Genomic DNA, 21,854 nt, shown 5'->3' on the forward strand with positions numbered 1-21,854 from the left:
GCGATTCGGCAATCGGTCAGAACCCCTGCATCGTCGCGGTCGGATCGACGACCAGATGCACGACACCGTAGATGACCGCGCCGACGAGCAGCGCGAGCACGATCGCCACGAACGGCAACAACGTGTAGTTGACGTTCGCGAGATCGGCGGCGTGCGCCTTGCTGTTGCGTACGCCGAAGAAACTCCACAGGACCAGCTTGATCATGCCGAGCAGTTTCATGGTTATGCTCCTCTCATCGAATCGGTTGACGCTATCGTCGATCCGACCGGCATCCGAAAAAAGAAGCAGATGCGCGCGCTTTTCACGCAGCAGGCCGTCTGCGGCGGCATGTCGCATGGGTTGTTCAGCGGTCGAGCACGAGCGGCTCCGTGGCACCTTCCGCTGGCCGCGCGACGCACAGCAGCGCGCAGCCGGGTTCGACCGTCGCATCGGGCGGCTGCACGTAATCGACCGCACCGGACAGCACGCGCGTCGCGCACGTACCGCACGCCCCCGACCGGCATTCGGACGGCACCGCCACCCCCTGGTCTTCGGCGAATTCGAGCAGCGTACCGTCCGCGGGGGTCCAGGCGGCGTCGCGCGCCGAGCGGCGGAACACGACGGGCATGCTTGCCACCGCCGCCGCTGCCGTGCGGGCCACGCTGCGCACGACGCTCGACGGCCCGAACGCCTCGAAGCGGATCCGCTCGTCCGGCACGTTCAGCGCGCGCAATCCGTCGTACAAATCGCGCATGAACGCGGACGGCCCGCACAAGTAGAAGTCGTAGTCGTCGAACGGCAGGATGCGCTTCAGTTGCACGACGTCGATGCGGCCCGGTCGCGCCGCGCCGTCGCGCTGCGGCCGGCTGTCGAACCAGTGCAGCGATACGCGGGCGTCGGCGTCCGCGATGCGCGTCAGTTCCGTCGCGAACGGCCGGTCGGCCGTATCACGCGCGCCGTGCACGAACACCACGCGGCGCGACGGCGCGTCGTCGGCCAGCGCGCGGCGCAATATCGCGATCATCGGCGTGATGCCGATGCCGGCCGACACCAGCACGGCCGGACGCGGGCTCGCAACGTCGAACGTGAAGCGGCCGCGCGGCATCTGCGCGTCGATCGTCATCCCGGCGCGCGCATGGTCGTGCAACCAGGCCGATACACGTCCTTCGCGCTTCACGGTGATCCGGTAATGCGACGCGCCGGGCGCATCGGACAGCGTGTAGCTGCGGATCGTCGGTGCATCGCCGTCCGGCAGCGCGACGCGCAGCGTCAGATGCTGACCGGCTTCGTAGGCCGGCAACGCGCCGCCATCCGCCGGTTCGAAATGAAACGAGCGGACCGCGCGCGCTTCGTCGACGATCTTCGCGACGCGCAGCGGGCGCCAGGTGGAGGGCGATGACGATGCCGATGCAGAAGCCGATGCCGATGCCGATGCCGACGATGAGACAGACGCCGCCACCGCCCCGCCCGCGCTCGCCGCCCCCGCCATCCCCGCAAACTGCGGCGCCCGCTCGACCGCCGACCACCGGAACGGCAGCACGCCGCGCGTGCGCCGCACTTCCCGCACATGAAACCGCACGACCCGTTGCGCGCCGTCGAACGACGCAACGAGCGGCCCGTCCCACACGATCTCCGCCCGCGCGGCGACATACAGCAGGTCACCGCTGTCGAAGTCGACGAACAGCAGCCCCGCGCGCGGATCGTGCTGCAGGTTGCCGAGCGTGTTGAAGAAGCGATTGCCGCTGAAATCGGGCGTCGTCAGCGTCTGCGCGTCGTCGACGCGCACGAAGCCCGGCATGCCGCCGCGATGCGACACGTCCGCGCCGCGCGCGGCGCCCGCACCGGCCGACGTGTTCGCACTTGCGACGAAGAACGTATCGGCCTGCGCGAGCAGCGCGCGGTCGGCATCGGTCAACCGGTCCGACACGTCGGCCTCGCCGAGCGCATCGCCTTCGCGCGCCACGAACGTCGGCTTGCGCCCCTGGATGTACTTCGCACAGTTGCCGAAGCTCTGCTCGACCGCGATCGTCAGCGCACCGCCGTCTACCGCGCGCACGATGCCGTTCACGCGATTGCGCCGGCGCGTGTCGAACTCGATCCCGAGCCCGCCGAGCGGCGCGCCCGGCTGCCACGCGCCCGCCAGCGGATCGCCGGGCAGCGCATCGCCGTCGATGCGCAGCGTGCGCGCGTCCGGCGTCGTCACGAAGCCGGGCATCCCGACCCGCAGCGTCGCCCACGGCTGCCCGCCCGGATCGACGCCGCCGAGCACGAAGAACGGCAACTGCGCAAAGAACGTCCGGTGCTGGTCCGGCATGAAGCGGCGAATTCCGCGCCGGCCGGCCGTGCCCGCGGCCTCCGTCACGCCCGCGCGCTGCTGCACGGCAAGTTCGCCCGCATGAAACGGCGCAACGTCGAGTTCCCAGCCCGGTACGGCGGCGGTCGGCGTGGTCATCGCGTTCTCCCGGTAAAGGCGCGGCTTCGCGTCAGGCGGCAAGCAGGCCGGCGCGGGTCGGCGGCATCGCGACGAAACCCGGCAGGGCCTCGACGCGGGCGAGCCACGCGCGCACGTGCGGATACGGTTCCAGCGACACGCCGCCTTCCGGCGCGTGCGCGATGTACGTGTAGGCGGCAATGTCGGCGATCGTCGGCTGCGCGCCAGCGGCGAACGGCTTGCCGGCGAGTTCGCCGTCGATCACCGCGAGTACCTTCGCGGCCGTGCGCTTGGCGGCGTCGTGATCGAGCGGCGCGCTGAACACGGTGACGAGCCGCGCGGCGGCCGGCCCGGACGCGATCGGCCCGGCCGCGTACGACAGCCAGCGCTGCACGGTCGCCGCGCCGGCGGCATCGTCGGGCAGCCAGTGCGCGTCGCCGTAGCGCTTCGCGAGATAGACGAGGATCGCGTTCGAATCGGCGAGCACGGTGCCGTCGTCGTCGATCACCGGCACCTGGCCGAGCGGATTGAGCGCGAGGAACGCGGGTTCGCGCTGCGCGCCGGCCGCGAGGTCGACGTCGATCGTCTCGAACGGCAACCCGAGCAGCGACAGGAACAGCCGGACGCGATGCGCGTGCCCCGACAACGGAAACGAATAGACACGAACCGGACGGGCGGGCTTGCTGGCGGCGGGCATGGGAAGGCTCCTGGATCTCGCGCCGCCGGGAATCGGCGACGAACGGCCCCAGCGTAGCGCTCGCCGTTCACGTCCAGAAGACGGATAATCGCTGAAACATTATCCGCTCCCATAGGACAATCGACGATGGCCGATCTGCGCGACGTGAACCTGAACCGGCTGGCGATCTTCGTCGCGGTGGTCGATGCCGGCTCGCTGACGGCCGCGGCCGAACGGCTCGGCCTCGCGAAAACGGTCGTCAGCACGCACATGCAGCGCCTCGAATCAGAGGTCGGCGCGAACCTGCTGGTGCGCACCACGCGGCGGCTGAGCGTGACCGATGCGGGGCGCGCGTTCTACGATGCGTGCCGCGACATCGTGCGCGCGACCGAAAGCGCGCTCGACGCGGTGTCGTCCGACACGGGGCCGCTGCGCGGCACGCTGCGGGTGAGCGTGCCGATCGACTATGGCTCGCTGGTCGTCGCGCCGGCCATCGTCGCGCTGCGCGACGCGCATCCGGGCCTCGACGTCGAGCTGATCGCGAACGACCGCGTCGTCGATCTGGTCGCGGACAATCTCGACGTCGCGATCCGCATCGGCCGCCTCGCGGATTCGAACTATCGCGCGGTGCAGCTCGGCGAGTACGAGAAGTGGCTGGTCGCGAGCCCCGCGTTCGTCGCGCGGCACGGGCTGCCGCGCGATCCGGACGCGCTCGCCGCGCTGCCGTTCGTGATGCTGTCGACGCTGTCGCGCCCGCATACGCTCGAACTTCACGACCCGAGCGGCGGCCACGCGTCGGTGCGCTGCATCGCGCCGGTCGTGTCGAACACGGCGACGGCCTGCCGTGCAATCGCGCTCGCGGGCGGCGGCTTCGGTCTCCTGACGGATTTCTCGATCGCGGAGGACGTCGCGGCCGGCCGGCTCGTCCGGCTGCTGCCCGCATGGCGCTCGGCGCCGGCCGGGATTCACGCGGTGTATCCGTCGACGCGGTTGCCTTCGCCGAAGGTGCGTGCGTTCATCGATGCGATGAAGGCGAGGATCGGGGACGCGCGGTCGGTGATGGCGGCACGATCGAAACGCTCGAGGGGGTGAAGCGTCGGATGGCTTCGCGACGCAACCGGATGCGAATCGCGCAAGTCCGCTCGTCGCCGCATCCTAGCCCGCTTCCCGCAACGTCCCCAGCAGCACCTTCCTGCAACTCGCGACCATCTGCGCCTCCGGGTCGCGATACCCGGTGAGCAGCCACGCCGCGCCGACGTTCGTCATCGCGCCGACCAGCGCGAGCCCGACCAGCCGCTGCTCGGTGCGCTCGGCGGGCGTCACGGCCTCGCCCGTCGCGCCGATCGCCATGATCAGCTTGCCGAAGTCGATCAGCATCCGCTGATACGTCATGTCGGTATCCGCGCTCACGCCCATCACCTCGAGCAGCAGCACGCGCGCCGCGCACGGGTCGCGCAGGAATCCGAAGAATGCGGCGAGCCCCGCATCGATGCGCTCGCGCAAATCGCCGCCGCGCTCGGCCACCGCCCGCTCGACCGCGTCGTGCAACTGCTGCGCGTGATGCAGGTAGGTGCAGCGCAGCAGATCCTCGGTGCTGTCGAACGCCGCATAGAAATAGCGGTCGTTGAGCTTCGCTTCCTGGCAGATCGACCGCACGGTCGCCTTGCGGAAGCCGACCGTGCCGAACACGCGCGTCGCCGCGCGGATCAGCGCATCGCGCCGCTCGGCCGCCCGCACCTCGGGCGCCACGCCGCCGTATGCCCGGCCCCGTTTTTCCGTTTCGAGTGCTTTCTCCATTTCGCTATTTGACATCAGGACACCCGAAAACTAAAGTGGTGACGAACAACACCACAATAAGCGCGCCGCCGATGCAGCGCAAGCGGAACGGGAGGAACGACGAATGAAGGGTTTTTCCGGCAAGGTCGCCGCGATCACGGGCGCCGGTTCGGGCATGGGCCGCAGCCTCGCGGTCGAGCTTGCGCGGCGCGGCTGCGACGTCGCGCTCGCCGACGTCAACGAGGTCGGGCTCGCCGGCACGGCGGCCGCGTGCGCGACGCACGGCGTGCGCACGAGCACGCGGCGGCTCGACGTCGCCGATCGCGATGCGGTGTTCGCGTGGGCCGATTTCGTGCGCGCCGAACACGGCAAGGTCAACCTGATCTTCAACAACGCGGGCGTGTCGCTGGCCGCGAGCGCGGAGACCGCGCGCATCGCCGATCTCGAATGGATCGTCGGCATCAACTTCTGGGGTGTCGTGCACGGCACGCAGGCGTTCCTGCCGCATCTGCGCGCGTCGGGCGACGGGCACGTGATCAACACGTCGAGCCTGTTCGGGCTCGTCGCGATGCCGACGCAAAGCGCGTACAACGCGACCAAGTTCGCCGTGCGCGGCTTCACCGAGGCGCTGCGGATGGAGCTCGAACTCGACGGCGCGCCGGTCAGCGCGACCTGCGTGCATCCGGGCGGCGTCGCGACCAACATCGTCGACGCGAGCCGTGTCGACACCAGCATCCGCGCGCTCACGGGCCAGGACGAAGCAACCCACCGCCGTCAGGCGAATCGCCTGATCAACGCGACGACGGCCGACGATGCCGCTCGGCAGATCCTCGCCGGCGTCGAGCGCAACGCGCGCCGCGTGCTGGTCGGCGCCGACGCCCGCCGCCTCGACAAGCTCGCGCGCCTGCTCGGCGCCGGCTACCAGCGGCTGGTGCTGCGCCACGTGCGCCGTGCCCGCGCACGCAATCTCGAGCGCACTCATGCACCGGCCGCGCTCCCGACCACACCGACCAAGGACGCCGCATGACCTCGACGACGACCGACCGGCGCGATGCGCCGTCCGCCTGCGGCGACAACCGCGACCTCGACGTGCTGATCGTCGGCGCCGGCCTGTCCGGCATCGGTGCCGCCTATCACCTGAAGCAGCGCTGCCCGTATGCGAGCGTGGCGATCGTCGAGGCGCGCGACGCGATCGGCGGCACCTGGGATCTGTTCCGCTATCCCGGCGTCCGTTCGGATTCCGACATGTTCACGCTCGGCTACAGCTTCCGCCCGTGGCACAGCGACAAGGCGATCTCGGACGGCCAGACGATCCTCGACTACATCCGCGACACCGCGCGCGCGTACGGCATCGACAAGATGATCCGCTACGGCCAGAAGGTGGTCGCGGCCGACTGGGATTCGAACCGCGCACGCTGGACGGTACGCATCGAGCGCACGCGCGACGGCACGGTCGACACGCTCGCCTACACGTGCCGCTTCCTCTACATGTGCAGCGGCTATTACGACTACGACGGCGGCTACCTGCCCGACTGGGCCGGCATGGACTCGTTCGAAGGCCGAATCGTGCATCCGCAGCAATGGCCGAAGGACCTGTCGTATGCAAACCGGCGCGTCGTCGTGATCGGCAGCGGCGCGACGGCCGTCACGCTCGTGCCGTCGATGGCGGCCGATGCGAAGCACGTGACGATGCTGCAGCGCTCGCCGACCTACATCGTGTCGCTGCCTGCGCGCGACAAGATCGCGAACGCGTTGCGCCGCGTGCTGCCGTCGAGGCTCGCGCACCGGATCGTGCGCATGAAGAACGTACTGCTGACGATGTACCTGTACAACGTGTCGCGCCGCAAGCCCGAGCAGACCAAACGGTTCATCATCCGCGCGGCCGGCAAGCAGCTCGGCCCCGACTTCGACGTCGCGAAGCATCTGACGCCGCGCTACATGCCGTGGGACCAGCGCGTGTGCCTCGTGCCGAACGGCGACCTGTTCAAGTCGATCCGTGCGGGCCGCGCCTCGATCGTCACCGACGAGATCGAGCGCTTCACGCCGACCGGCCTGAAGCTGAAGAGCGGCCAGCAGCTCGACGCGGACGTGATCGTCACCGCGACCGGTCTGAAGGTGAAGATGCTCGGCGGCGCGCGCGTCACGGTCGACGGCCGCGCGGTCGATCTGCCGCAGACCGTGTCGTATAAGGGAATGATGTACAGCGACGTGCCGAACCTCGCGTCGTCGTTCGGCTACACGAACGCGTCGTGGACGCTGAAGGCCGAGCTGATCGCGCGCTACGTGTGCCGGCTGCTGAACCACATGCGCGCGAACGGCTACGACACCTGCGTGCCGCGGCTCGGCGCCGGCGACCTCGGCGACGTGCCGGCCGTGAACCTGAGCTCGGGCTACATCCAGCGCGCGGCCGGCATCCTGCCGAAGCAGGGGCATCGCAAGCCCTGGAAATTCCATCAGAACTACGTGCTCGATCTCGCGTCGCTGAAGTTCAGCGGGCTCGCCGATTCGGCGATGCGGTTCGAACGCCGCGCGAAAGCCGGCCCGGCCGCCGCGCCGGTTGCCGAACCCGTACTCGAATCCCGTTGAGGCCGACATGACCCATACGCTCCACCTGATCCAGAACGTGCTGCTCGGCGTCGTCGCGGTGCTCGCCGCGCTTGCGCTGTTTTCCGGCTACGTCGCGCGCCGCGTGACGCGCGCGTTTCCGCCCGAAGGCCGCTTCGTCGACATCGGCGGCGACCACATCCATTACGTCGAATACGGCAGCGGCCCGCCGCTCGTGTTCGTGCACGGGCTCGCCGGGCAGTGGCGCAACTTCGCGTACCTGCCGCTCACGCGGCTCGCGCAGCACCATCGCGTGATCCTCGTCGACCGGCCCGGCGCCGGCCGCTCGCTGCGCGGCGCCAGTTCGCAGGCGAACGTGTTCGCGCAGGCCCGCACGGTCGCCGCGTTCATCGACGCGCTGAAGCTCGACCGGCCCGTGCTCGTCGGCCACTCGCTCGGCGGCGCGATCGCGCTCGCGGTCGGGCTCAACCATCCGGAGCGCGTCAGCCGGCTCGCGCTGATCGCGCCGCTGTCGCACGAGCAGACCGAGCCGCCGGCGCCGTTCAAGCCGCTGATGCTGCCGTCGCCGCTGGTGCGCCGCTTCGTGTCGTGGACCTTCGCGATTCCGCTGACGATCCTGACCGGCCGCAAGGCCGTGAGCCAGGTGTTCGCGCCGGAAGCCGTGCCGCGCGACTTCCCGGTGAAGGGCGGCGGATTGCTCGGGCTGCGGCCGCACGTGTTCTACGCGACGGCGACGGACCTGCTGTCGGCGCCCGTCGACCTCCCTGCGATGGAGCGCCGCTACGCGGACCTCTCGTTGCCGGTCGACGTGCTGTATGGCCGCGCCGATCCGATCCTGAACTGGCGTACGCACGGCGAAGCGCTGGCGCGGAAGTCGGCGCGCGTGCGGCTGAAGGTCGTCGAGGGCGGGCACATGCTGCCGGTCACGATTCCGGACGCGACGGCCGACTGGCTGCTCGAAGTCGCCGCCGCGCCGGTCGAGGCGCCGACGCAAGGCGCGCACGTCGAGCATTGATCGTCGGCGGGCCTGACGGCTGGCATGCGCCGTGTGCCGGTCAGGCTTCGTCGTCGGGCAGCGACAGCCCGAGCTCCGTCATGACCTCGCGCGCGCTGCGGAACGCCTCGACCGCCGCCGGCGCGCCCGCGTACAGCGCGCTATGCAGCAGCACCTCGCGAATCTCGACGAGGCTCGCGCCGTTGTTGAGGGCGCCACGCACGTGGCCCTTCAGCTCCGCGCTGCGGCCGAGCGCGGCCAGCATCGCGCAGGTACAGAGGCTGCGCGTCTTCAGGTCGATCCCGCCGCGCTGCCACGTGCTGCCCCACGCGTGCTCGTTCAGCCAGTTCTGCAACGGACGCGAAAAACCGTCGAGGTCGCGCATCGCGCGCTCGACGAACGCCTCGCCCATCACCTCGGTGCGGCGCGCCTTGCCCTGCTCCCTGTCCTGTTCGCTCATGTCGTGTCCCTGTCTTGAGTCGTGGCCGCTTCGGCGTCGCCCGCGGCCGGGTTGGTTCACGTCATGTTCCCGGCGCACGGGCGTTTCGTCAAAGACGCCGGCCTCGGGTCGCGGCCGGCCACGTCACACACGGAACGTCGGGTCGAACGCTACGTAACATCCGGCCCGGCGTTACGGTTCCTTACGGGAACATCACAGCGAGCGCGTCGGCGCGTCTGGCGTCTCCGTCGCGCGAAACCGCCATTCCTCCGTTTAAATCGCGCCGATATTCCCGATTCCCACAACAATGCGCTGACGCATTTCGCGAAAGGTGTCATGGCGCGGAATTTGCAGTGATGGCCCGGACACAACTTCCAATGTCGAGGCCACCATGCACCATTACTTGAAGAAGACGGCAGTATCGCTCGCCGTCCTGTCGCTGCTCACTCTGTACGGTTGCGGCTCGGTCGACGGACCGGTCACCCCGTCGATCAAGCCGAGCTCGTCGGGTACGTCCGGCGGTGGTACCTCGGGCACCTCCGGTACGTCGGGTACCTCCGGCACGTCGGGTAGCTCCGGTACGTCGGGCACTTCCGGTACGTCGGGCACTTCCGGCACGTCGGGCACCTCCGGTACGTCGGGCACTTCCGGCACGTCGGGCACCTCCGGTACTTCCGGCACGTCGGGCACCTCCGGCACGTCGGGCACCTCCGGTACGTCGGGCACCTCCGGCACGTCGGGCACCTCCGGTACCTCCGGCACCTCCGGCACGTCGGGCACCTCCGGTACCTCCGGCACCAACGTCACCCCGCTCGGCAACGTCCTCCAGCAAACCGGCACGCTCGTCACGGCACTCGGCACGACGGTCGCGAACGGCGGTTCGCAGATCGGCGGCGTGCAAGTTCCGGGCACGAACCCGACGACGGCCACCAGCATCGGCAACGCGGTCACCAGCCTCGGCAACGGCGTGCAGTCGCTCGGCAACGGCGTCGCGGCCGGCCTCGGCTCGATCGGCGTGTCGCCGAACCCGCTCGGCCCGACGCTCACGTCGACCACCGGTCTGCTGACCGGCGCCGGCAGCGCGGTCAACAACCTCGGCAACGCGGTGACGAGCCTCGGCACCGGCCCGCTGTCGCCGCTCGCGCCGGCCACGACCCTGGTCGGCAGCCTCGTCAACACGGTCGGCACGGCCGTCAACTCGACCGCATCGGCGCTGAACACGGCGCTGAACAGCGCGCCGGTCCAGCAACTCGAGACGCAGCTCGGCAGCGTGATCAACCCGATCACGAATACGCTGACCGGCGGCGTCACGACGCCTGGCGCGACGCAGACCCTCGGCGGCGTCACCCTGCTCGGCGCCCCGCTCAACGGCCTGCTGAGCACGCTCGGCAGCGGCCTCGGCCTCGCCGGTTCGCAGGTCGGCAGCGCGACCGGCAACCCGGTCGGCACGAGCGCCGGCAACAGCGTGTCACAGCTCGGCAACACCGTGGCATCGGCCGGCGGCCTGTTGTCCGGCGGCAGCGGCAGCTCCAGCAGCGGCACCAATCCGCTCGCGCCGATCACGGGCCTGCTCGGTTCGCTGACGGGTGCGCTCGGCGGCGGCAGCAGCTCGAGCGGCTCGGGTGGCACCAGCGGCACGAGCGGCACCAGCGGCGGCCCGCTCGCGCCGATCACCGGCCTGCTCGGCTCGGTGACGGGCGCGCTCGGCGGCCTCGGTTCGAGCGGCACGGGTGGTACCAGCGGCACCAGCGGCACCAGCGGCTCGGGCGTCGGCGGCCTGCTCGCGCCGATCACCGGCCTCGTCAACTCGCTGACGCCGCTCGGCGCAAGCCTCACCGGCACGGTCACGACGCCGGGCGGCAGCCTGACCGGCAACCTCGGCGGTGCGTTGACGAGCGGCCCGGTCGGCACGCTGACGGGTTCGCTGACCTCTGCAGCCGGCACGCTCGGCGCAGTCGGCACGGCCAGCCCGAGCGGCGCGGCGGGCACGGTGACGACGCCGTCCGGCAGCGGCACCGTCACGGCCGGCCTGACCGGCAGTTCGAACGGCGGCAGCACGGCTGGCGCGACCAACCTGCTGGCGCCGGTGACGAACCTGCTCGGCGGTCTGCTCGGCGGCACCACCCCCAAGAAGTAACGCTTCACGTATCAGAACCACAGGCCAATGGCCGGGCAGATACCAAACCAAAGCCCGGCCGATGGCCGGCGTCACCCGCCAAGCGGGGGCGCCGGCCGTCATCCCGACGAGGATCCGATCATGAACTCCACCATCGACGGCATCGCCGCGGTCCAGGACCGCCCGCCCCGTTCCGCCACGCCATTCCGCGCGGGCCTGCTCGGCATCGCGGCCGGCCTGTTCGCGCTGTGGACAACGCGCGACCAGCCGGGCCTCGACGCGGCCACCCGCGCGGTCATCGCGAGCCTCGCGATCATCGGCACGATCGCGCTGCACGAAATCCTCATCTCGCGCGTCTACCTGCGCCCGAGCGCGGGACTGTCGCGGCAGGCCGTGCGCCCGCTCGGGCTCGCCCGCGTCGCGACGCGGCTCGGCGCGCTGACGTCGATCTACGCAGGCATCGGCGTCATCTACTGGCTCCTGCCCGAATATCACGGCGCGTTCTACCTGCCGTTCTGGTCGCTGCTGCGCTCGCTCGCGCCGTACGTGATCGTCGCCGCGCCGTTCTACTTCGCGTGGATGGATCGCCACCAGCGCGAAACCGACGACGCGTACCTGCTGTGGGGCCGCTTCCTGTTCCGTCACGAGCAGCCCGCGAGCTGGCAGCCCGTGCGCGAGATGCTTGCCGGCTGGGGCGTGAAGGCGTTCTTCCTGCCGCTGATGACCGTCTACCTGTCGAAGGACGCCGATCACCTGAGCGCGTCGCTCGCGCACGCCGTGAACGCGCCGATGACGATCGCGACCTTCGTGTTCCTGTACGACCTGTCGTTCACGATGGACCTGATGTTCGGCACGGTCGGCTACCTGTGCACGTTCCGCATCCTCGACAGCCACGTGCGCACCGTCGAGCCGACCACGCTCGGCTGGGTCGCCGCGCTGATGTGCTACCAGCCGTTCTGGTCGCTGATCTCGAACAACTACATCCGCTACGAAGGTTCGCTGTTCTGGGACAACTGGCTGCTGTCCGCGCCGACGCTGCGCGTGATCTGGGGTGCGGTGATCATCCTGCTGCTGATGACCTATGCGCTATCGACGATCTCGTTCGGATTGCGGTTCTCGAACCTCACGAACCGCGGGATCATCACATCGGGCCCGTACCGCTTCACGAAGCATCCGGCATACATCACGAAGAACCTGTCGTACTGGATGGTGTCGGTGCCGTTCGTCGAGCCGCTCGGCTGGCAGGTCGGGCTGATGCATTGCGCGGGGCTCGTCGCGGTGAACCTGATCTACTACACGCGGGCGAAGACGGAGGAGCGGCATTTGATGCGCGATCCTGACTATCGCGCGTATGCCGAGTGGATCGCGCAGCATGGGCTGTTCGCGCGGATCAGGCAGGCGTTCGGGGGGCGGCGGGCGGTGTGAGGCGGTCTCGCGATCATCGGTTCGATGAGCGCCTCGATCATGGAAGCCCGGCGGAACGCGTGCGAAAAAATGAGGCGATTTCGCACGTGTTCCTGAGCGGATACACCTGAAGTCGAACGGCGACGCGCAAGCTCAGGACCGCACCGAGGTCCCACACCGCCCCTTGCGACCAATTGTCGCGAAACACCCCGATTCCCCGCGTTTCGTCGCTTTTCTCCCGCAGTCCGGTTGCCCGCCCTGTGCCCGTCGCGTATGGTGCTGACCGTCTGCGCGCGGGCCATGCCCGCCGTCACCGTCTCCGCGGCACCGCCCTTCGGCGCCGCGCGTTCATGAGGAGAGAGGCGTGATCCACAAAGTCCTGATCCTGTTCGCACTCTGCATCGCGGGCCTCGCCGCGATCGCCGCCGGTTTCCAGCACATCCCCAGCTGATTCGCGGCCCCGGCTCGCTCGCCGAGCCCGGGGGCCGCTGCCATTTCCTTTCCCATTGCAATGAACCTCTTTCCCGATGCGCCCGGGACGGGCGCCTTTTGCCATGCGTATCGACGTACAGCATTCCCAGCACGACATCGACGATGAACTCGACACGCTCTACGCGCGTCTGCACCAGCCGGGCCATCGCCTGCACGGCCTGCCGGCCGTCGCGCTCGGCGACTCGGGCCTGGTCGTCCGCCACCGCGAGGCCGACGGCGAATACTTCCTTTACGTCGAGGATCCGTCGGCCCGGCAGCTCGCCGGCTACACGATCTTCAACCGGCTGCCCGAACTGCCGCGCCGCGCGGACCGCTACCTGCGCGCGCCGCATACGCGGCTGCGCGGGTCCGCGCAACGCAAGGGGCTCGCGACGACGCTGTATCGATGGGGGCTCGACGCGGGCCTGTGCCTGATCAGCGGCGCACGTCAGTCGATCGGCGCGGCGCAGTTGTGGACCGCGCTCGCGCACGACTACCGGCACGGCTTCGTCGACGTCGAAGGCCGCGCGCTGCGCTATCTCGGCGAAGCCGTCGCGGACGACGTGTACGGTGCGCTGCATACGCGCCGCCTGTTGCTCGGCAACGGATGGACACTTGGCGACCTGGCACGCGCAACCGGGATGATCGATACGCTCGCCGCGGCGCGTCAGGACGTGAAGTTTCCGCAGGAAGAACGCGAATGGCGTCACCTGCGCCGCGTCGCGAACGCGCGCCACGTCGCTCACGCACCGATGCGATAATCCGTCGGATCCGCGCGGCGTCGCCGCGCAAGCCACCATTCCCTACGCTCCTCGATGGCCACCGAACCCCGAATCGATTCCGAGCGCCGCATCGACATCGTCGCGCTGTGCGGCAGCCTTCGCGCGCAGTCGTACAACGCGGCGCTGCTGGATGCAGCCGCACGCGTCGCGCCGCGCGGGATGCGCATCACGCGTTTCGATCGTCTCGGCGAGTTTCCGCTGTTCAATCCCGATACCGAATATCCATCGCCGGCCGCGGTGCGCGACCTGATCGAGCGGCTGAACGCCGCGGACGGCGTGCTGATCGCGAGCCCGGAATACGCGCACGGCGTGACGGGCGTGATGAAGAACGCGCTGGACTGGGTCGTGGGATGCGAAGCCGTGGTGTACAAGCCGGTCGCGGTATTGAACGCGTCGCCGCGCGCGACGCATGCGGACGCGGCGCTGCGCGAAACGCTGTTCGTCATGTCGGCGTGCATCGTCGAGCGCGCGTCGATCACGCTGCCGATCCTCGGCAGCCAGCTCGACGCTGCGGGCATCGCCGCGCATCCGCCGTTCGCGTCGGCGCTGACCGACGCGTTGCATGCACTGCGTGCGGCGATCGATGCGCAGGCGCCGGGGCGCTAGGCGACGACCGGCGTGGCTGAAAGCGTGTGTTATCGCGCCTTGGCGCGCGTGGTCTTCCTCGCGGGTTTCGCCGGCTTCGCGGCCTTCGCGCGCGGCGCTTCCTTCTCGGGCTGCGCGCCGCCGCCGGCGAGATCCTCGAGCCACGCCAGCGCATCGATGTACGACAGGAATTGTTGCAGGTATTCCGGCGACAACTCGCGCATCGTCGCGAGCGACCGATGCACGAGGCTGTTCGAATTGAGCGGTCCCGCGTTGCGCGGCACCTGGTCGAGCGACTGGCGATACTGCTGTTCGGTGCGGACCTTCGACCACATCGTGCGGAAGTAATCGATCAGCGCGGGATCGATCCCGCGCCTGTCGGCCTGCGCATCGCGCGCGAGCTGCTCGACGAGCCCGCCGAGCAGGCTGCGCGCGGGCGCCGGTGCGGTTGCTTGCGCCGTCCCGCTCGCGGCTGACGTTTCACCGGCTCGCGAGACAATCTCCGCAAACCCTTCCAGCAGCGTCGCGAGCCGCGCATCGAGCAGGGCGCGCGCGTCGCCGTCGAGCGCGGCCGCGCGTCTCTCCAGCGCGTCGAGCCGATGAAAGCGCACCGGATCGAGCCGGTCGGCGCCCTGCTCGCGCCACGCGTCGAGCGTCGCGCGCACGTGCGTCGCGTCGTCCGTCACTTCGCCCGCCCTCCGTTCGATGCGGTCTTGCGCGGCACCGGCGCGATCTCCACGCGGCGGTTCTTCGCGCGGCCTTCGTCGTCCGCATTCGAACTGACCGGCTGCTCGGAGCCGAACGCGGCCGCAAACACCGACGGCGCCGGCACGCCGGCGTCGATCAGTGCACGCGTGACCGTCAGCGCGCGCTTGGCCGACAGTTCCCAGTTGTCCGCGAACTGGCGGTTGCCGGCGCGCACCTGCTGGTCGTCGGCGAAGCCGCTGATCATCAGGATCTCGTCGCGCGTCTTCAGGTACGCGGCCAGCGGCGTGGCGAGCGTCTTCAGCAGATCGCGGCCCTCGGGCTGCAGCTGGTCCGAATTCAGCGCGAACAGCACGCTGCCGCTGATGCCGATCCGACCGTTCACGAGCGTCACGCGGCCGGCCGCGAGCGGCCCGGCGAGCGCTTCCTCGAGCGATTTGCGCTGCTGCGCCTCCTGCTGGCGCGCACGCACGGCTTCCTCGAGCTTCGACGTGAGCTGCAGCTGCATGCCGATCACGCCGACGAGGACGAGCACGAACGCGCCGAGCAGCACCGACATCAGGTCGGCGAACGCGGGCCACACCGGCGCGGACGGCGCGCCGTCGTCGATTTCGTCGTGCATGCGTTACGCTCCGACCGATGCCCGCCGACCGGCGATCTGCTGCAGGTCTTCGACGATCTGCTTCTGCGACATCATGCTCAGGTCGATCACCTCGCGCGCCTGCGCGACGTAATACTCGAGCTGCTCGTCGCTGCGCGCGAGCGATTTCTCGAGCGCGGCCTCGATGCGCTGCAGGTGGTTCAGCAGCTTGTCGTTCGATTCGCCGAACACCTGCACGGCCGCACCGAACGCATCGCCGAGGCTCGCGACCTCGACCGCCCCCGCCGTGACCTGTGCGGCCACCGAATCGAGCTTGCGCGTTTCGGCATCGACGGTGTCGTTGAAGCGCGCGCCGACGCGGTCGAGCAGGTCGGCCGACGTGCTGACGAGCGCGTCGATCGCGGTGCGCTGTTCGGTCGACGCGTGGTTGACCGCGCCGAGCAGCGTCTCGAGCGTCGCGAGCAGGCGGCTGCGCTCGTCGAGCATCGCGGTGTCGCGCACCATGCTGTCGGACAGGCGCTGGCGCAGTTCGGCGACGACGTCGGCCGCGGCCTTCGGCGCTTCCGACGCGGCCTGCACGAGGCGCGAAATTTCGTTGATCGTGTCGCTCGCGTGCACCTGCGCCTGGGCGGTGATGTCGTTCGCGGTGCGGGTCAGCGTGTCGCAGATGTCCTGCTGGCGCGCCGCGGCCTGTGCGCTCGTCTGCGCCCATTCGTCGCGCAGCGTGGCGGCCATCGCGGCCAACGAGTCGTTCCATGCCGCCAGACGTGCTTCGTCGCGTGCGGCCAGCTGCGTTTGCAGGCTCGCGTGCGATTCGCGAATCGTCGACAGCAGGTCGGCCGAGCGTTGCTCGAACGTCGACGCTTGTGCCGTGAGATCGCGCGTCGTTTGTGCGAGCGCATCACAGATTTCCTGCTGACGGCCCGCGCTGTGCACGCCCGCACGCTGCCATTCGTCGCCGAGCTTCGCTGCCATCGCGGCCAGCGAATCGTTCCATGCCGCCAGACGCTCTTCGTCACGCGCGGCCAGTTGCGTTTGCAGGCCCGTGTGCGATTCGCGAATCGTCGACAGCAGGTCGGCCGAGCGTTGTTCGAACGTGGACGCTTGCGCGGTGAGATCGCGTGTGGTTTGTGCAAGCGCGTCGCAGATTTCCTGCTGACGGCCTGCGCTGTGCACGCCCGCGCGCTGCCATTCGTCGCCGAGCTTCGCTGCCATCGCGGCCAGCGAATCGCTCCATGCCGCCAGACGTTCTTCGTCGCGCGCGGCCAGTTGCGTTTGCAGGCCCGTGTGCGATTCGCGAATCGTCGACAGCAGGTCGGCCGAGCGTTGTTCGAACGTAGACGCTTGCGCGGTCAGATCGCGCGTGGTTTGTGCGAGCGCGTCGCAGATTTCCTGCTGACGGCCCGCGCTGTGCACGCCCGCGCGCTGCCACTCGTCGCCGAGCTTCGCTGCCATCGCGGCCAGCGAATTGTTCCATGCCGCCAGACGTTCCTCGTCGCGTGCGGCCAGTTGCGTTTGCAGGCCCGTGTGCGATTCGCGAATCGTCGACAGCAGGTCGGCCGAGCGTTGTTCGAACGTGGACGCTTGCGCGGTCAGATCGCGCGTCGTTTGTGCGAGCGCATCGCAGATTTCCTGCTGACGGCCCGCGCTGTGCACGCCCGCGCGCTGCCATTCGTCGCCGAGCTTCGCTGCCATCGCGGCCAGCGACGCATTCCACGCAGACAGGCGTTCCTCGTCGCGCGCGGCCAGTTGCGTCTGCAGCCCCGCATGCGACTCGCGCATCGCGGCGAGCGCCGCGCTCGAATGCCGCTCGAACGTCGCGGCGGCTTCGCCGAGCGCCTGCGCATGCTGGCCGGCCAGCGTCTCGCCGACCTGTTCCTGGCGCGCGAGCGCATCGCGCCACGCGTCGGACAGCCGGCTTTCGGTCGATTCGAGGCGCGTCGCGACGCCGTCGAGCAGGTCCGTCGAACGCTGCGCGAAGGTGTCGGTGAACTGGCCGAGCGTCGTCTGCAACTGCTGCGCGACTGCATCGCCCGCGCGGCGCTGCTCGTCGAGCGCGCGGTTCCAGACGGCCGTCACGTTCCCGGTGGTCTTCTCGAAACCGTCGGTGAGCCCGTCGAGCTGACGCTGGACGGCGCTCGTCACGGTATCGCGCAGCGCGGCCATCTCCTGCGCAAGCCCCGTCATCGTCGCCGCGACGACCGGCTGCAGCGCGGCCCCGGCCACGCGCGCGCTCTCGGCGGCGCTTTCCTTCAGTGCATCGCCGACGTTCGATGCCAGGCCGGCATACGCGCGCTCGGTCCGATCGAAGAACGTCTGCTGACTTTCGATCTGGCGATCGTGCAGCGCGATGCTGCGCGCCTCGAGCGTCGTCATCATCGTCTGCAACCGGTCGACCAGCGCCGGCATCACGTCCGCCTGGCGCTGCAGCAGCCGGAACGATTCGTCGCGCTGGTGCGCGGACGAATGCACGCGCAGCGTCGTCGCGATCTTCGCGTCGAGCTGCTGGCCCGCGTCGAGCCGTTCGCGGCGCACGAGCGCGGACAGCAGCCCGAGCATCGCGGACGTCGCGACACCCGCGATCGACGTGCCGAACGCGAAGCCGAGACCCTTCACCGGCGCGATCAGCGAAGCCCGGATCGCGTCGAGGTCGGTCGCGCTTTCGAGCGCGGCGCCCGTGCCCTTCAGCGTCACGACCATCCCGAGCAGCGTGCCGAGCATGCCGAGCAGCACGAGCAGGCCGACCAGATACGGCGTGAGCGACGGGCCCGGCAGCGCGACGCGCGCACCTTCGACGCGTGCCCGCACGGCACCGCGCAGGCCCGTGGGCAGCGTATCGAGCCACGCGTCGAGCGTCGCCGGGGGTTCGGTCAGGCCGGCCACCGCGCGCGACAGCGTGGCGGTGGCCTGCCGGTAGCGCCGCAGTTCCCACGCACCGGCGACATAGCATGCGCCGATCAGCAGCGTGACGGCCGTCGCGAGCGGGTTCGACGCGACATAGCCGATGCCGATCCAGCACACTGCGAGCAGACCGGCGATGAAGACAACGAGATCAAGACGAATTCTGGACATAGCGTAGGGATTAGCAGGTACGAAGGGCCGCGAGCAGCCCGTCTACCGTTTGAAACCGGACTTCGAGTTCGGCGAGCAGGATGCTTTGCATCTCGTTGCGGAACGTGTCGAGCCACGTGCCGGGCACGATCGCCGCGGCGGGCGGGGCGTCGCCCTCGGCATCGGCCGCCGCTTGCGCGTCGGCCAGTGCCTGCCGTTCCGCGTCGCGCAGCCGCTCGAAGCGCGTACCGAGCAGCGCGGGCACGGCGGACAGCAGGCTGCGCTCGCGCGCGCCGAGCACGCGCTCCATGATCGCGTCGAGCGTCGCGAGCCGCGCCATCCCGGACGAGCGCGCGGCGACCGCGACCCGCAAGCGGCCGCGCAACTGGCCGATCGCGGTCTCCATTTCCTGCTGGAGCGACAGACAGCTCTGGCGGAAATCCGCGAAGTCGGCCGTGTCGGCGGACGGCGGCGGCAACTCGCCGGGACGCCGCCGCGTGCGCGGGCGGAGGGCGGCCGTGATCGCCTGCGCGAGGTCGTGGCGCACGCGCGCGCAGTCACGCTCCGCGTCGTAACCACGCACGCCGGCCGCGACGCCGGGCGGGCTCGCATTCAGCGCGGACGACAGCGTGATCGCGTCGGTCCAGCCGAGCCACTGGCTCAGGCGGTCCGACAGCGTCAGCCGGGATTCCGCAACGTCGGCATCGGTCAGGCGCGCGAGCAGCCGGACGAGCGTCGGGCCGCTCATTGCCGGGCGCGGGGGTGCTTGCACCATGCTGCAAACCGTCAAAAAGGCAGCAGTTTACACGTCGTCGGGAGGTCGACCGCCAGAATCGCGGAAGCGGCTCGGCCCGGTACGCCGCGCAACCGGCGCGAACGCCCGCAGCACAAGGCTCGCAGGCCGATCGCCGGGGTTTCCCGGTGCGCCGGCGCGGCGCCGGCCACGCATCCGGACGCCTTCCGAAGCCCCCGGCGGGCGCCGGTTCACGCCAGACATCCTGTTCGCCCGCATACGATTCCGTCACGGACGTGCGGTACCATCGCGACACCCGCCGCGCGATTCGCACCCGATTCGCACCCGATTCGCGCCCGATGCGGGCCCGCGCCGCCCTGCGACCGGCGCGCGGGCCGCCCGCACCATGGATATCCGGCCGATATCCGCGGGACGCAGGCGGCGCCCCGGGAGACCGGCGCCGCCGCCCATGACAACGACTGATAACAGACGGGCCTGCCCGACCGCTCACGATGCTTTCCGACTTCGTCGCGCGCCTGCGCGAGCGCTTCAGCAAACCGCCTACCCGGCAGGACTTCGCCGACCGCCTGATCGCCGCGCTGCGCGCGACCGGCGACACGCGCGAGTGGCGTCACGAGGACGACAAGGGCCGTCTCGTGCAAGCGGATGTCCCGTCGAACATCATCAACCTGCACAACCTGTTCCGCGACTATGCGGACGCGAAGCCGGCCGAGCGCGAAGCGACGCTGCAGCGCCAGGCGAGCGCGATGATGCAGCACGAGATTCCGGCGAACTTCGCGGACGTCCGCGCACGGCTGCGCCCCGTGATCCGCAGCGCGACCGAGCGCGGCACGGTCGCGCTGCAGCTCGCCGGACAGCCCGCCGCGTCGGAAGTCGCGTTCCGGACGCTGTGCGAGAACCTCGAGATCGGCATCGCGTACGACGGCGAATTCAGCGTCGCGCGGCTGACGAGCGCGCGGCTCGCCGAATGGGGCGTCAGCTTCGACGACGCATGCGACATCGCGATCGACAACCTGCGCGGTGCGTCGTCGGCGCCGTGGGCCGCGTTGCGCGACGGCGTGTTCGTTTCGCAGTTCGGCGACTACTACGACGCGGCGCGGCTCCTGCTGACCGACTTGCTGCACCGCCAGCCGATCTCCGGCGCGCCGGTGGTGATGGCGCCGAACCGGGCCGTGCTGCTGCTCACCGGCGACCGCAACGCGGCCGGGCTCGCGACGATGGTCGAACTCGCGGAACAGGCGCGCGCGCAGCCGCGTCCGCTGCCGCCGCTGATGCTGCGCTGGGACGGCGCCGCGTGGCGGAATTTCGTCCCGGCAGGGCTGGAAGCGAAGCTGCACGCGCTGCGCGTGGACGAACTCGCGGGCGACTATCAGGATCAGCGGACGCTGCTGGACGATCTGCACAAGCGGGACGGCACCGACGTCTTCGTGGCGTCGTACACCGTGTACCGGCGGCAGAACGGCGAGCTGTTCAGCGTCGGCGTGTGGAGCGACGGCGTGCCGACGCTGCTGCCCGAGACGGATATCGTCGTGCTCTATCGTGAAGCGACGCGGCAGTCGGCCCACGTGCCGATGGCCGCGCTGCGGGACGCATGCGGCGACCTGATGACGGCCACCGCGCACCGGCCGGTGCGGTATGAAGTGACGGCGTTTCCGGATGACGCGCGGTTCGCGGCGCTGCTCGAACGGTTTCCGGCGGTGTGACGCGCGCTTGGCGCGCGCAGGGCGCGGTGATTCGGGGCCGTGGCTGCGCCCGCCACGCCATGTGCCGGAATGAGCGGCCGTGGCGGCATGCCTGTCAGGAATGCAACGGCGGCGCGCCCCCGGCGACACCGCCTGCCGTCAGATCCCCGCCTTCGGCGCGTTCAGGATCAGCCGCAGGCCGAGCAGCGTGATCGCGCCGGCCGCGACGCGGTCGACCCACTTCTTCGCGCGCAGGTAGAGTTCGCGCGGCCGGCGGGTCGAGAAGCACAGCGCGACGATCGTGTACCAGCCGAATTCGACGCCGAACACGAGCGGCGGCAGCGCCAGGTAGCACCAGAGCGGCGGATGCTGCGGCAACAGCGCCGCGAAGATGCTGCCGTACCAGATCGCCGTCTTCGGGTTGCTGAGCTGGGTCGTGAGGCCGATCCAGAACGACTTGCGCGCGCTGCCGGCGACGACGGCCTGCGCATCTTCCATCGCGATCGGCCTGTCGGCGCTGCGCCAGATCTTCGACGCCATGTAGATCAGGTAGGCGCCGCCCGCCAGCTTGAGTCCCACGTACAGCCATTCGACGGCCTGCAGCAGCGTGTAGAGCCCGGCCAGCGCGACGCCGCCGAACGCGATCCCGCCGACGCCCATGCCGAGCGCGGTCGCCAGCCCGTCGCGGCGCGACAGCCCGATCGAATTGCGGGCGACCAGCACGAAACTCGGGCCCGGAATCATCGCGCCAAGCCACAGCGCGGCCAGAATGGCGAGTACGGCAGCCGATGCAGTCATCGAAGTCTCCTTGATCAGCGACGCCGAAGCGCCGGCGCCTGCGT

General features: G+C 69.9%; 19 protein-coding genes. 9 read left to right on the plus strand and 10 right to left on the minus strand.

Annotated elements, in window-relative coordinates; translation table 11 throughout:
* Positions 1-16 precede the first annotated feature (16 nt).
* The 3 genes from DIE08_RS06875 to DIE08_RS06885 all read right to left on the minus strand — a co-directional run bounded on the left by DIE08_RS06875 (position 17) and on the right by DIE08_RS06885 (position 3,108).
* A complete protein-coding gene (locus tag DIE08_RS06875) occupies positions 17-220 on the minus strand; it encodes a DUF2970 domain-containing protein (protein ID WP_021164122.1) in 204 nt (67 codons plus the stop codon).
* A gap of 124 nt (positions 221-344) precedes the next feature.
* Positions 345-2,432, minus strand: coding sequence for a pyridoxamine 5'-phosphate oxidase family protein (locus DIE08_RS06880; RefSeq protein WP_124901397.1), 2,088 nt, complete (start codon positions 2,430-2,432; stop codon positions 345-347).
* A 31-nt stretch (positions 2,433-2,463) separates the two neighbouring features.
* Complete coding sequence (locus DIE08_RS06885) at positions 2,464-3,108, minus strand: glutathione S-transferase family protein (RefSeq protein ID WP_124901398.1); 645 nt, start codon at positions 3,106-3,108, stop codon at positions 2,464-2,466.
* 126 nt (positions 3,109-3,234) lie between these two features.
* Between DIE08_RS06885 and DIE08_RS06890 the strand changes: the two genes are divergently transcribed.
* The gene (locus DIE08_RS06890; RefSeq protein WP_124901399.1) at positions 3,235-4,179 is read left to right on the plus strand and encodes a LysR family transcriptional regulator; all 945 of its coding nucleotides are present in this window, start codon (positions 3,235-3,237) and stop codon (positions 4,177-4,179) included.
* A 63-nt stretch (positions 4,180-4,242) separates the two neighbouring features.
* On the opposite strand, the gene DIE08_RS06895 is transcribed toward DIE08_RS06890, so the two are convergent.
* A complete protein-coding gene (locus tag DIE08_RS06895) occupies positions 4,243-4,899 on the minus strand; it encodes a TetR/AcrR family transcriptional regulator (RefSeq protein ID WP_059601379.1) in 657 nt (218 codons plus the stop codon).
* An 88-nt stretch (positions 4,900-4,987) separates the two neighbouring features.
* Between DIE08_RS06895 and DIE08_RS06900 the strand changes: the two genes are divergently transcribed.
* From DIE08_RS06900 to DIE08_RS06910, 3 genes are read left to right on the plus strand one after another with little or no spacing between them, the layout of a single operon-like run.
* A complete protein-coding gene (locus DIE08_RS06900; RefSeq protein WP_124901400.1) occupies positions 4,988-5,890 on the plus strand; it encodes an SDR family oxidoreductase in 903 nt (300 codons plus the stop codon).
* On the plus strand, positions 5,887-7,449 hold the full coding sequence (locus tag DIE08_RS06905) for an NAD(P)/FAD-dependent oxidoreductase (RefSeq protein ID WP_124901401.1): 1,563 nt from the start codon (positions 5,887-5,889) through the stop codon (positions 7,447-7,449). Before DIE08_RS06900 ends, DIE08_RS06905 begins: the two co-directional genes overlap by 4 nt.
* A 7-nt stretch (positions 7,450-7,456) precedes the next feature.
* The gene (locus tag DIE08_RS06910) at positions 7,457-8,443 is read left to right on the plus strand and encodes an alpha/beta fold hydrolase (protein ID WP_124901402.1); all 987 of its coding nucleotides are present in this window, start codon (positions 7,457-7,459) and stop codon (positions 8,441-8,443) included.
* Between the two features lie 40 nt (positions 8,444-8,483).
* Here DIE08_RS06910 and DIE08_RS06915 read toward each other — a convergent pair whose 3' ends face one another.
* Positions 8,484-8,882, minus strand: a complete 399-nt coding sequence (locus tag DIE08_RS06915) for a carboxymuconolactone decarboxylase family protein (RefSeq protein ID WP_124901403.1) — start codon at positions 8,880-8,882, stop codon at positions 8,484-8,486.
* Between the two features lie 370 nt (positions 8,883-9,252).
* Between DIE08_RS06915 and DIE08_RS06920 the strand changes: the two genes are divergently transcribed.
* The 4 genes from DIE08_RS06920 (at position 9,253) to DIE08_RS06935 (ending at position 14,240) form a co-directional block, all read left to right on the plus strand.
* A complete protein-coding gene (locus DIE08_RS06920) occupies positions 9,253-10,998 on the plus strand; it encodes a collagen-like triple helix repeat-containing protein (protein WP_124901404.1) in 1,746 nt (581 codons plus the stop codon).
* A 120-nt stretch (positions 10,999-11,118) separates the two neighbouring features.
* Positions 11,119-12,402: an isoprenylcysteine carboxylmethyltransferase family protein gene (locus DIE08_RS06925; RefSeq protein ID WP_124901405.1), complete on the plus strand. Its 1,284-nt coding sequence runs from the start codon at positions 11,119-11,121 to the stop codon at positions 12,400-12,402.
* A gap of 533 nt (positions 12,403-12,935) precedes the next feature.
* The gene (locus DIE08_RS06930) at positions 12,936-13,613 is read left to right on the plus strand and encodes a histone acetyltransferase (RefSeq protein WP_185633698.1); all 678 of its coding nucleotides are present in this window, start codon (positions 12,936-12,938) and stop codon (positions 13,611-13,613) included.
* A 54-nt stretch (positions 13,614-13,667) separates the two neighbouring features.
* Positions 13,668-14,240, plus strand: coding sequence for an NADPH-dependent FMN reductase (locus DIE08_RS06935; RefSeq protein WP_124901406.1), 573 nt, complete (start codon positions 13,668-13,670; stop codon positions 14,238-14,240).
* 29 nt (positions 14,241-14,269) lie between these two features.
* Here the strand turns inward: DIE08_RS06935 and DIE08_RS06940 are convergent, their stop codons facing one another.
* From DIE08_RS06940 to DIE08_RS06955, 4 genes are read right to left on the minus strand one after another with little or no spacing between them, the layout of a single operon-like run.
* Positions 14,270-14,905: a DUF2894 domain-containing protein gene (locus DIE08_RS06940; RefSeq protein ID WP_124901407.1), complete on the minus strand. Its 636-nt coding sequence runs from the start codon at positions 14,903-14,905 to the stop codon at positions 14,270-14,272.
* Positions 14,902-15,546 (minus strand): OmpA family protein, encoded by a 645-nt coding sequence (locus DIE08_RS06945; protein ID WP_059601358.1) that lies wholly within the window; start codon positions 15,544-15,546, stop codon positions 14,902-14,904. The genes DIE08_RS06940 and DIE08_RS06945 overlap by 4 nt, the downstream gene beginning before the upstream one ends.
* 3 nt (positions 15,547-15,549) lie before the next feature.
* Positions 15,550-18,597: a DUF802 domain-containing protein gene (locus DIE08_RS06950; RefSeq protein ID WP_124901408.1), complete on the minus strand. Its 3,048-nt coding sequence runs from the start codon at positions 18,595-18,597 to the stop codon at positions 15,550-15,552.
* A gap of 10 nt (positions 18,598-18,607) precedes the next feature.
* Complete coding sequence (locus tag DIE08_RS06955; protein ID WP_059601354.1) at positions 18,608-19,351, minus strand: DUF3348 domain-containing protein; 744 nt, start codon at positions 19,349-19,351, stop codon at positions 18,608-18,610.
* A 470-nt stretch (positions 19,352-19,821) separates the two neighbouring features.
* Between DIE08_RS06955 and DIE08_RS06960 the strand changes: the two genes are divergently transcribed.
* Positions 19,822-21,033: a hypothetical protein gene (locus tag DIE08_RS06960; protein WP_124901409.1), complete on the plus strand. Its 1,212-nt coding sequence runs from the start codon at positions 19,822-19,824 to the stop codon at positions 21,031-21,033.
* A 138-nt stretch (positions 21,034-21,171) separates the two neighbouring features.
* Here DIE08_RS06960 and DIE08_RS06965 read toward each other — a convergent pair whose 3' ends face one another.
* Entirely contained in the window at positions 21,172-21,810 is a 639-nt protein-coding gene (locus tag DIE08_RS06965) for a LysE family translocator (RefSeq protein ID WP_124901410.1), read from the minus strand.
* Between the last annotated feature and the right edge of the window lie 44 nt (positions 21,811-21,854).

Origin of the sequence: Burkholderia sp. Bp9004, from assembly GCF_003858025.1 — a bacterium.
Classification (GTDB): domain Bacteria; phylum Pseudomonadota; class Gammaproteobacteria; order Burkholderiales; family Burkholderiaceae; genus Burkholderia; species Burkholderia diffusa.